Source organism: Bacteroidota bacterium, assembly GCA_018831055.1.
Taxonomy (GTDB): domain Bacteria; phylum Bacteroidota; class Bacteroidia; order Bacteroidales; family B18-G4; genus M55B132.
This window is the reverse complement of sequence record JAHJRE010000230.1, coordinates 1-9165: the sequence shown is the minus strand read 5'-3', so window position 1 is coordinate 9165 and position 9165 is coordinate 1. Positions and strand designations below refer to the sequence as shown.

8 protein-coding genes are annotated in these 9165 nt (G+C 45.6%); 4 read left to right on the top strand and 4 right to left on the bottom strand.

The genetic code is table 11. The features are described from left to right. Both KKA81_15155 and KKA81_15150 read left to right on the top strand, forming a co-directional pair. A partial coding sequence (locus tag KKA81_15155) for an aspartate-semialdehyde dehydrogenase (GenBank protein MBU2652266.1) occupies positions 1-754 on the top strand: 754 nt, incomplete at its 5' end. A gap of 7 nt (positions 755-761) precedes the next feature. Next, positions 762-1688: a bifunctional riboflavin kinase/FAD synthetase gene (locus tag KKA81_15150; protein ID MBU2652265.1), complete on the top strand. Its 927-nt coding sequence runs from the start codon at positions 762-764 to the stop codon at positions 1686-1688. Here KKA81_15150 and KKA81_15145 read toward each other — a convergent pair. Together KKA81_15145 and KKA81_15140 are read right to left on the bottom strand one after the other, a co-directional pair. Further along, positions 1677-2180, bottom strand: coding sequence for a gliding motility lipoprotein GldH (locus tag KKA81_15145; GenBank protein MBU2652264.1), 504 nt, complete (start codon positions 2178-2180; stop codon positions 1677-1679). The two genes, KKA81_15150 and KKA81_15145, sit on opposite strands and share 12 nt — an antisense overlap. Before the next feature lie 20 nt (positions 2181-2200). Beyond that, the gene (locus KKA81_15140) at positions 2201-3922 is read right to left on the bottom strand and encodes a C69 family dipeptidase (GenBank protein MBU2652263.1); all 1722 of its coding nucleotides are present in this window, start codon (positions 3920-3922) and stop codon (positions 2201-2203) included. Between the two features lie 15 nt (positions 3923-3937). Here KKA81_15140 and KKA81_15135 point away from each other — a divergent pair, with 15 nt between their 5' ends. After that, entirely contained in the window at positions 3938-4135 is a 198-nt protein-coding gene (locus KKA81_15135) for a hypothetical protein (protein MBU2652262.1), read from the top strand. A 110-nt stretch (positions 4136-4245) separates the two neighbouring features. On the opposite strand, the gene KKA81_15130 is transcribed toward KKA81_15135, so the two are convergent. Beyond that, a complete protein-coding gene (locus tag KKA81_15130; GenBank protein ID MBU2652261.1) occupies positions 4246-5937 on the bottom strand; it encodes a capsule assembly Wzi family protein in 1692 nt (563 codons plus the stop codon). Positions 5938-6332: 395 nt separating this feature from the next. Then, the gene (locus KKA81_15125; GenBank protein MBU2652260.1) at positions 6333-7868 is read right to left on the bottom strand and encodes a sugar transferase; all 1536 of its coding nucleotides are present in this window, start codon (positions 7866-7868) and stop codon (positions 6333-6335) included. Positions 7869-8213: 345 nt separating this feature from the next. On the opposite strand from KKA81_15125, the gene KKA81_15120 reads away from it, so the two are divergent. Continuing rightward, entirely contained in the window at positions 8214-8753 is a 540-nt protein-coding gene (locus KKA81_15120; protein ID MBU2652259.1) for an ArsR family transcriptional regulator, read from the top strand. Positions 8754-9165: the final 412 nt, after the last annotated feature.

Sequence of the window (9165 nt, the reverse complement as noted above, 5' to 3'; positions counted from 1 at the left end):
TCCGAAATATACAGGTAATAATATTGTGGTGATCGACAATTCTTCCGCATGGAGAAAAAATCCTGAGATACCGCTTGTTGTCCCGGAAATCAATGCGGAGATAGTCACACGCAAGGACCGGCTCATCTCCAACCCTAACTGTTCCACCATCCAGATGGTTATGGTGCTTGCTCCCCTGCACAGAAAATATCGTATCCGCAGGATAGTAGTCTCTACTTATCAGGCAGTATCCGGTACAGGTTATAAGGCAGTAAGCCAGCTCTTTAACGAAAGATCAGGACAGGAAGGGCCTATGGCTTATCCTTATCCGATTGACCTGAACCTGATCCCTCACGGAGGGGATTTTGACGAGAACGGTTATACGGGTGAGGAGAACAAACTCCTGATGGAAACACAGAAAATATTGAACGACAACTCAATACGTGTTACGGCAACCGTGGTCAGGGTTCCTGTTAAAACGGGTCATAGCATGGCGGTGAATGTGGAGTTTGAGAATGAGTTCCAGGTGGATGAGGTCAGGAATATTATTGCATCCACACCGGGTGTCATCCTGGAAGATGATTTTCGTAACCTGAAATATCCTATGCCTTTATTTGCAGAGGGAAGGGATGAGGTATTTGCAGGACGTGTTCGCCGTGATTTCTCAAATCCCAACTCCCTCAACCTTTGGATCGTTTCGGATAACCTGCGTAAAGGCGCTGCTACCAACGCCGTTCAAATAGCCGAGTACATTGTTGTGAACAAACTTTTTTAGTACCTTCATGAAGATCTATCAAAATCCTGACGATTATAAGGCTTCCAAACCACCTATTGTGACTGTGGGTACTTTCGACGGTGTACACTCAGGCCATCGTAAGATTTTTCGCAGGATGAAGGAGCTGGCAGCCAAATCCGGCGGTGAGACCGTGGTGGTGACTTTTCATCCGCATCCACGCCTTGTGGTTAGCACTGATCATCGTAACCTTCGGTTTATCAATACCATAGAAAGGAAATATGAATTAATTGCCGAGACCGGGATACACCACCTGGTGATCATTCCTTTTACCAAGGAGTTTTCCATGCAATCATCCGAAGAGTTTATCAGGAATTACCTCATTAGCAAGATTGGATTGCAACAGCTGGTAATAGGGTATGACCATCATTTCGGGAGAGATCGTGAAGGGGATATCCTGATGCTGAATAAAATGGGGAAGCAATATGGTTTCAGTGTGGAAGAGGTTCCTGCTCACTATGTACACAATATCCCTGTAAGTTCCACGCAGATACGCAATGCCTTGAAACTGGGAGATCTTAAACTGGCCAACGAGCTTTTGGGATACGATTATTCCATTACAGGAAAGGTGGTCCATGGGAAGAAGATAGGCCGGGCTATGGGTTTTCCCACAGCCAATATTGATCTGAAAGATGAATACAAGATTATTTCGGCTGTCGGGGTATATGCCTGCCGCGCATATATCGATGGGAAGTTTTACAAAGGCATGGGGAATATTGGGTACAGGCCAACGGTGGATCACGGGGACCTGACGGTAGAGATACATATATTCGATTACAACCGTGATATCTACGGCGAAAAGATCTCCATATATTTTATTGAGCGAATCCGGGATGAGATCAAATTCCCCAACCTGGAAGCATTGAGGCAACAGCTTATCAAGGACCGTTCCCAGGTAGAACGCTTAATCGGCTGATTCAGCTTCCTCTACAATCAATCCTATTTCCAGGATGCCCGGTGTGATTGATTTCAACATCCTGTTTTCAATTTCCAGGACACAGGTTCCCGCTTCATGGAAATGAAAATCTTTTCTCAGAGGGATGTTCAGGTCCCAGAGATCGCCGAGTCCATCGCCTAAAGGTATCCCGTCTTTGTCGCGTATCTTCAGGTCGTAATCCGTCATCCTTTGCTCTCCCGAGGGTGTTGTCAGAATGGTACTGATCAACAGATTACGGTATGGATACTGCGTTGCATGCCTGATGGCGATATAGATGTCGTAATTAACCGAAATATCCTCAACCGCAAACTCGAAAACAATATTTTGATGTTTTTTCCAGGAATAATTCTCCATTTTCCTGTGTTCCTCATAAATGCGACCGGGGTTGCAGGAAGACAGGAAAATGAAGATTACCGGGATTAGATAATGAACGTTGAAAAAATGCTTCAGGTAGCAAGTTACAGGTTTCATGTAGATTGCTTATCTCATTATTAATGAGTTGCTCCTTTATATTTCAGTTTATCGCCGGTTTTTTCAACGATGATGCGGTAGAATTCGTTACCGTAGCCGGGCTGTGAAACTTTGGGATTTTGTTTTCCCGGGTTGGGGGTTTTGATGTTACCGTCCATATATCGCATAAAGAGATATTCATAGAAATTGCGCCATTCCTGTACGAGGGCGTTGCCCTGGTTGCAGGAGTAGTTGGTGAGGTAAGCCAGGGCGAGGTCGCGGTTTTGCCCGAGCAATAATTCAGCGCCAGCGTCAACGGCGGTACTGAAGTTGATATATTCCTGTTCCATGGCCTGCTGTTTGGCGTGTATTTCAGGATGTATGTCGCGATACCGGGTATATGCCAGATTGCTGACCTGGTTGAACACCCAGAATCCCGAGGTGGAGGAGAACTCCATCATGGCGCCGTTGCCGCGTTCGAAGGCTTCCGGCACTTTGGTGATGCTGGAATACATAGGGCAATAGACGGAGCTACCAGCGTCGTCGACGCTGAACCATAAGATACCGCCGATCTCATCGGGCATCCACGAACGGCTTTGGGCCACGAAAGAGAATCCGGTTTGCTGGGTTACGGTAGCACGTTCGTTGCAATAGGTCACGGAATCCACTTCAAAGGTGAGGGGTCTCCAGCGGTAAGGGTTGTTGTAAGGACCGGCACCGACGTCAAGGCTCATATCAAGTTCTGTCCCTGCCAGGTAGTCGCGCATGAAGTTCATCATATCGTGAACGGAGACCTTCCTGTCGGGTTTGATCCACAGGGGCATGCGGTTTGAGGCAAAGCCGTTGGGATTTTTGGAGCCGTCGGCAAATTCGTCGTTGTGTTCTATATGTCCTTTTACATAATCCCAGTACTGGTCCATACCGCCTTTAACCTGGTTGAACATGGCCCATACGCGGATCTCACAGAAGCGGGCACCGCCGAAATCAACGGGTGCATATACGTCGGAAAAGCTGAAGTCTTTGTCTTTACCATCGAAATAGCCTTTTTCCCTTGCGAAGGAGATCACGTCGGCAGCGTATACGGTATTTACTTCCGGGTTAAAGATCTTTCCAAGCTCATCGGAGGTGATGGAAGTCTTTCCATCGGCCAGGGGGAAGGTTGTGATCCTGGCCTGATTGGCATGGGCACAGACATAGCCGTCGGGCACCAGACGGGCTACCCATACAGCGCCTTTATAACCTTCACCTTTGCCGATGAGTTCCATGATCCATACTTCGTTCTTGTCCATGATGGAGAAGGATTCTCCTGAGCTGTAATAGCCGTAGGCAGCCATGAGTTCAGCAATAACTTTGATGGCTTCCCTGGCGGATTTCGAACGCTGGAGGGCGATGAACATCAGACTGCCGTAATCCATGATGGCGCCTGTTTGCTTGCCCAGCTCCGACCGGCCGCCATAGGTGGTTTCACCAATGGCAACCTGGTGTTCGTTCATATTTCCAACTACATTATATGTTTGTGCAACCTGGGGAATTTGTCCGAGGTATTCGCCCGTATCCCATTCGTATACATCCAGCATGGTGCCTTCAGGCCAGGTAGCAGCCGGCCAGTGATAGAGCTCGCCATACAAAACGTGCGAGTCGGCAGCATAGCTGATCATGGTTGAACCATCAGTGCTTGCACCTTTGGTGATCAAAAAGTTGGTGCATGCGAATGAAAATACGGTATAAACCGTAAAGAGAGTTGTGAAGAGGAGGTGTTTCATGTTTTATATTGTTATATGGTTATATTGCTTGTCCCGCTTGTCCCGTTTGTCCCGTTTGTCCCGACGCAAGTCGGGAACGAAAGCCGGGAGCCTGCCCCGCTTGTCCCGATGAAAGTCGGGAACGAAAGCCGGGAGCCTGCCCCGCTTGTCCCGATGAAAGTCGGGAACGAAAGCCGGGAGCCTGCCCCGGCGAAAGCCGGGGTAAAAATATGAAAAAGTTTTCATTTGATGTGAAAATCGAGATTATAGCCCCGTAGGGGCACCCCTTCGGTAGCTTAATATTCGCGAATCGTTTTCCGAACCCCGTAGGGGTGAAACAAAAACTAAAATCCTACATTAAACCCAAACGAAACCGTTGTGTGTTTTCCCTGGAAAAACGCCGGGGAAAATTTATCAAGGTAATATTGAGGAGTTTGGTTATCAACATCGTAACCCTGAATATCGCTTAGGATGAGATGAACGAAAACATAAGCATTATCGATGAACTCATAACGGGCTGATAATCTGTATGTATGATTATCCCAGGTGATATCCTTCAGAACGGGTTGATTCTGCGGGTCGTTGGTCTGCCCTTTGCCGTATCCATAATCATTCCCATGCCGTGCCAGCACCCAGGATCCCTCGACCTTTAAGCCCCGGATGGGTTTCCAGGCCAGAGAAAGGTAATACTCTTCCGAATTCGACCTCATATAATGCCCCAGGTTGTATTTATTGCTCTCAAAGGTGGTGGTTGAGATATTGTGCTCGTAGGTTCCCGGGTTGGTTCGGGTATATTCTGCCGTTAGGGACAGGTTTTGCACAGGGAAATCAGAAACCCGTCCACCGACTTTCCAACTCAGGAAATTATGTTCATTGGGATTGCGTACCCTGTCCATCTTGAATTCATCGACGAAAAGGGTGACATACACATGCAGATGTTTCAGGTTGCGTGAGCTGATATCGAAAAACATCTGGGAATTTTGCCCGTTTTGTCCGTTTTTATTGGTGGAGTTCAGGGTATGGTCAACGGATTTATAAAACAGGAAAGGTACCAGATAAGCGGCTTGTACGCCGATATCGCTGTAAATGATCGAATTACCCAGAGAGATATTCAATCGCCGTATGGGTGTAAATGAGAAAATATTGGCAGCCAGGTATTTATTGTGATAAACCACACGATAGATGTCACCGTCCCAATAGGAGCGGGCGCTGTCAACGACCTCCGAAACCAACCAACCGTGCACATAGTGGAACTCGAACCAGCGGGCAGGGTAAAGATTCAACTGAATTTGTCCGAACGAAGGTTGTCTTCCTGAAAAAATATTGGCGCCATGATAGTTATTGCCCCAGATAAAATGATCCTTGGCAATGCCTATGTTGCCCCATTTCCAGGAAAAGTAGATACCGCCGCGCGCCTCGCTGTAATCAACTCCTTCAATTCCAAAGTTTTTTGCCGGAACGCCTTGCCTCAGAGTAAAATAATCCGGCTTTTCCAGCCATTCCGACTCGTTGTTGTCGCGCAGGCTGCCATAGAAACCAACGTTTTTGCCAATATAACCATACATTTCAGCCCCACCCCACATATGGTTAATGTTGCCGTTATCGTTGGCCCAGTATTGTATGCCCCAGATGGGTTTCAGGGAAGCCGTGAAAACACTGTCTTTATATAACAATGCCAGCGGATTGAGCGATGTTGCCAGCCTCCGGTTTTTGCGGAAGATATCCATGTCGGGATGGGTCTGAGGCCAGGATTTCAGCTCCAGGGTATAGCTGTTCATATAAAATTCCAGATCATGGAGCTGGCGCCCGTTAAGCTGATATTCTCTGGTTTTGGCCTCCATCAGTTTATCGGCTATGAAAGTCCGCGACCATGGTTTTACCGTGGTGTTTAATTCAATAATTCCGTCATTGGCCAATTCTTCCAGGAATTCATAGATTCCTGCGTTGGAAATGTGCTCGTATACAACCTGGCTATTTAGATGTAAACTCAGGAATACTATGATGATGGTGGTGAGGATATTGGGTTTGCTGAACATTGTTAGTTATTATTTAAACACAGATTATTTTTTTTAAACATAGATTATTTTTTTTAAACATAGATTAATTTTTTTAAACACAGATTTTTTAGACATAGATTTTTTTAAACACAGATTTTTTAAACACAGATTTTTTAAACATAGATTTTTTTAAACACAGATTACACAGATTTTCACAGATTAATTATTTCACAGATTTCCCGGCTTCGCCGGTGGGCTGTGCGTATATAAAGTTCTCTCCTGGTCAAGGTCCGAGCGTAGTCGAGGCCGCCGGCAGGCTGTGCGTATAAAAAGTTCTCTCCTGGTCAAGGTCCGAGCGTAGTCGAGGCCGCCGGTGGGCTGTGCGTATATAAAGTTTTCTTTTAGTCGAGGCCGCCGACGTTTGATACATTATTTCACTTACTCCTCGCCCTTTTGAATATTATATTTTTCAGTGCCAGGAAGAAATATCTGATATCTGTGATAAAGGGGTGTTTTTCGCAGGCGTTGAGGTATTTCATCTCCGACTCCATGATTTCTTCGAGGGTATTGGGCATATCGGCGTAGTAAGGGGGGATGAGTCCGGGTTTGAATTTGATGCGTTTCTTTCTGACTTCCTCGACGTAGAGGTTGAAATAATGCCGGCTGAGGGGTCTGACACCGACGATCTTCATGTCTCCCCTGAAAACGTTGACCAGCATGGGAAGCTCATCCAGCCAGAATTTCCGGAGGAACCTACCGAGAGTGGTTACCCGGAAATCGTTGTTGAATTTCCCTCCTTCTGCAAGGTTATACTTATCGTAGATATAATCCTGGAGGTACTCCGAATAGGCATGCATGGTGCGCAGCTTATAAACGTTAAAAAGCTTGCCGCCTTTACCATATCGTTTGAGGGTGATCACCGGCCCGTAAGTCGGGTTGTAATCGTAAGCCGGCTCCTTGATCTTGCGGGCACAGAAATATAAACTGCCTTCAATGAGTCTTTCCCCGGTGATCTCAAAACCGCAGGAATACAGTCTTCCAAAGGTTTCAGCCTTGGAGATCACGCGATTGCGCCCTTTGGTCAGGAAGAAATATACCTTTTTAAGAAGGGGCATTTTTGGCAGGAAACGCTTCCAGACCCAATCGAGGAAATATACCATATAATTAAAAGGTACCCAGTAACGGTGCAGGATACGCCTTTTCCGCAAAACATAGGTCTCTGCAAAATCAATGAACATCCCCCCGTATTCCAGTTTGTTGTTCACCGATTCGAAGAACTTGTTGATATAACGGATATCGTTGATCCGCTTCAGGTTTATGATGTTGTGATAAAATTCTTCCGGTTGATTCAGGATGTTGAAGCGGGTGGTTGTTGAGAGAATAAGATGTTTGGGATCACGGAGGTTGATCGATTTTTCGATGAAATCAAAAACACTGGAGCCGGCTTCTTCGGTGATAAGGTCACGTATGCGCTCATAAGCCTTGTCGTCGAGTTGCTTTTTTACCAGGATCTCCTTTAATTCAACTTTTTGAGCCTGCTGTGCTTGCACCACATGGCCGTTCATATGTACGTCGCGGTCTTCTGCTATCCTCACCGGCCGGGCAAAAGCATAGTACACCATCCCCAGGATCAATTCAAGTACCGTGGCCAGTGCAATGGTACCGAATACAATGCTGCGGGAGAAAAACTGAAACTGGAAGGAATAAATGATGATGCTGACGACAGACAGAATGGTGAAATTGTTGATCAGGATAGGAATGACCACATCCCTCGAATCCTTTACCCTATCCATCCTGAATTTACCGAGGAATATGGATATGGCAAGCCAGATCAGCAGGAAATATAAAAAAGGCAACCAGTAATTGGGAAGAATAACAGCTTTGGTACCCGGCTTGATCCAGGCAAAAAACAGGAATGACAGGAAGACTATAACAAGATCAATAACCAGAATTAGCGATCGCTTCCTCATACTGATAACCCTTTATTCCCAACATTAGAATAATGCTAAGATACAATTTTCCCGAATTTCATAGCAGGAGGCAGATTATTTTTTTTTATGAGTATCGGGAATGATTAATATCAAGTTACCTGCTCTATGGTTGCAGGCTGCAGGTTACAGGTTGCAGGTAGTGTGGGTTTGGGTGATGAGTGATGAGTGATGGGTGATGAGTTGTCGCTTGCAACCTGTCGCCTGTAACTTTGTGTTAATGTTTCCCGATGCTCATAATTTTTTATTAATTGTTGAAAAAATGAGTAAAAAATTTACTCAATCTATAAATTTTACATTATATTTGTTGTTCAAACCGAGGTCAACGTGCTTGAAGCGCTAATCACATCCAAAACCCGCATTAAGCTATTGCTCAAGTTTTTCCTGAACAGCAATTCCAGTTCTTATTTGCGCAATCTTGAGACCGAATTTGGTGAGTCGAGCAATGCCATACGTCTGGAGTTGAATAAATTCGAGCAGGCAGGTTTGCTTAATTCTGAGCTGGATGGGAACAAGAAGCGTTTCCGGGCGAATACTCATCATCCTCTTTTCAACGATATACATAATATTCTGTTAAAACATCTGGGTTTCGACAAGATCGTCGAGACGGTGATTGATCAGTTGGGTAATCTCGACAAGGTTTTTGTGACCGGGGCTTTTGCCCGTGGGACGGATCATCAGGTGATCGACCTGATCTTTGTGGGGAATGAGATCAATAAGAATTATTTGCTGAAGCTGGTGGATAAGGTTGAGCGGCTTATCAGCAGGAAGATAAGGTATATGGTGATGGGGAGTGACGAGTTTCGTATGTACGAGGCCGGTCTGGGGGATGAGGAAGTGCTGTTGTTGTGGGATAAGGAGAAATAGAGGGAAGATTTGGGATGGGGAAATAGGTATTTTTGTTGGGCCCGATGGGACTGACGGGGCGAAGCCGTGGGAGGAGTATAGAAGAAGTAAACACAGATTTTTTTTAAACACAGATTACACGGATTTACACAGATTTTTATAAACACTAAATTTTTTTAAACACAGATTATACGGATTTACACAGATTTTTATAAATACTAAATTTTTTTAAACACAGATTACACGGATTTACACAGATTTTTATAAACACTAAATTTTTTTAAACACAGATTACACGGATTTACACAGATTAATTATTACACAGATTTTCCGGCTTCGCCGGCAGGTGTTGTAGTTAGTCGGGGGTGCTGGCAGGTGGTGTAGTTAGTCGAGGGTGCCGGCAGGTGGTGTAGTTAGTCGGGGGTGCCGGCAG

Excerpts from the sequence above, each read along its gene's own strand:
- KKA81_15150 (MBU2652265.1), top strand. The coding sequence starts at position 762 with ATGAAGATCTATCAAAATCCTGACGATTATAAGGCTTCCAAACCACCT.
- KKA81_15135 (MBU2652262.1), top strand. The coding sequence starts at position 3,938 with ATGGTTATATTGCTTGTCCCGCTTGTCCCGTTTGTCCCGTTTGTCCCG.
- KKA81_15140 (MBU2652263.1), bottom strand. The coding sequence starts at position 3,922 with ATGAAACACCTCCTCTTCACAACTCTCTTTACGGTTTATACCGTATTT.
- KKA81_15125 (MBU2652260.1), bottom strand. The coding sequence starts at position 7,868 with ATGAGGAAGCGATCGCTAATTCTGGTTATTGATCTTGTTATAGTCTTC.
- KKA81_15130 (MBU2652261.1), bottom strand. The coding sequence starts at position 5,937 with ATGTTCAGCAAACCCAATATCCTCACCACCATCATCATAGTATTCCTG.
- KKA81_15145 (MBU2652264.1), bottom strand. The coding sequence starts at position 2,180 with ATGAAACCTGTAACTTGCTACCTGAAGCATTTTTTCAACGTTCATTAT.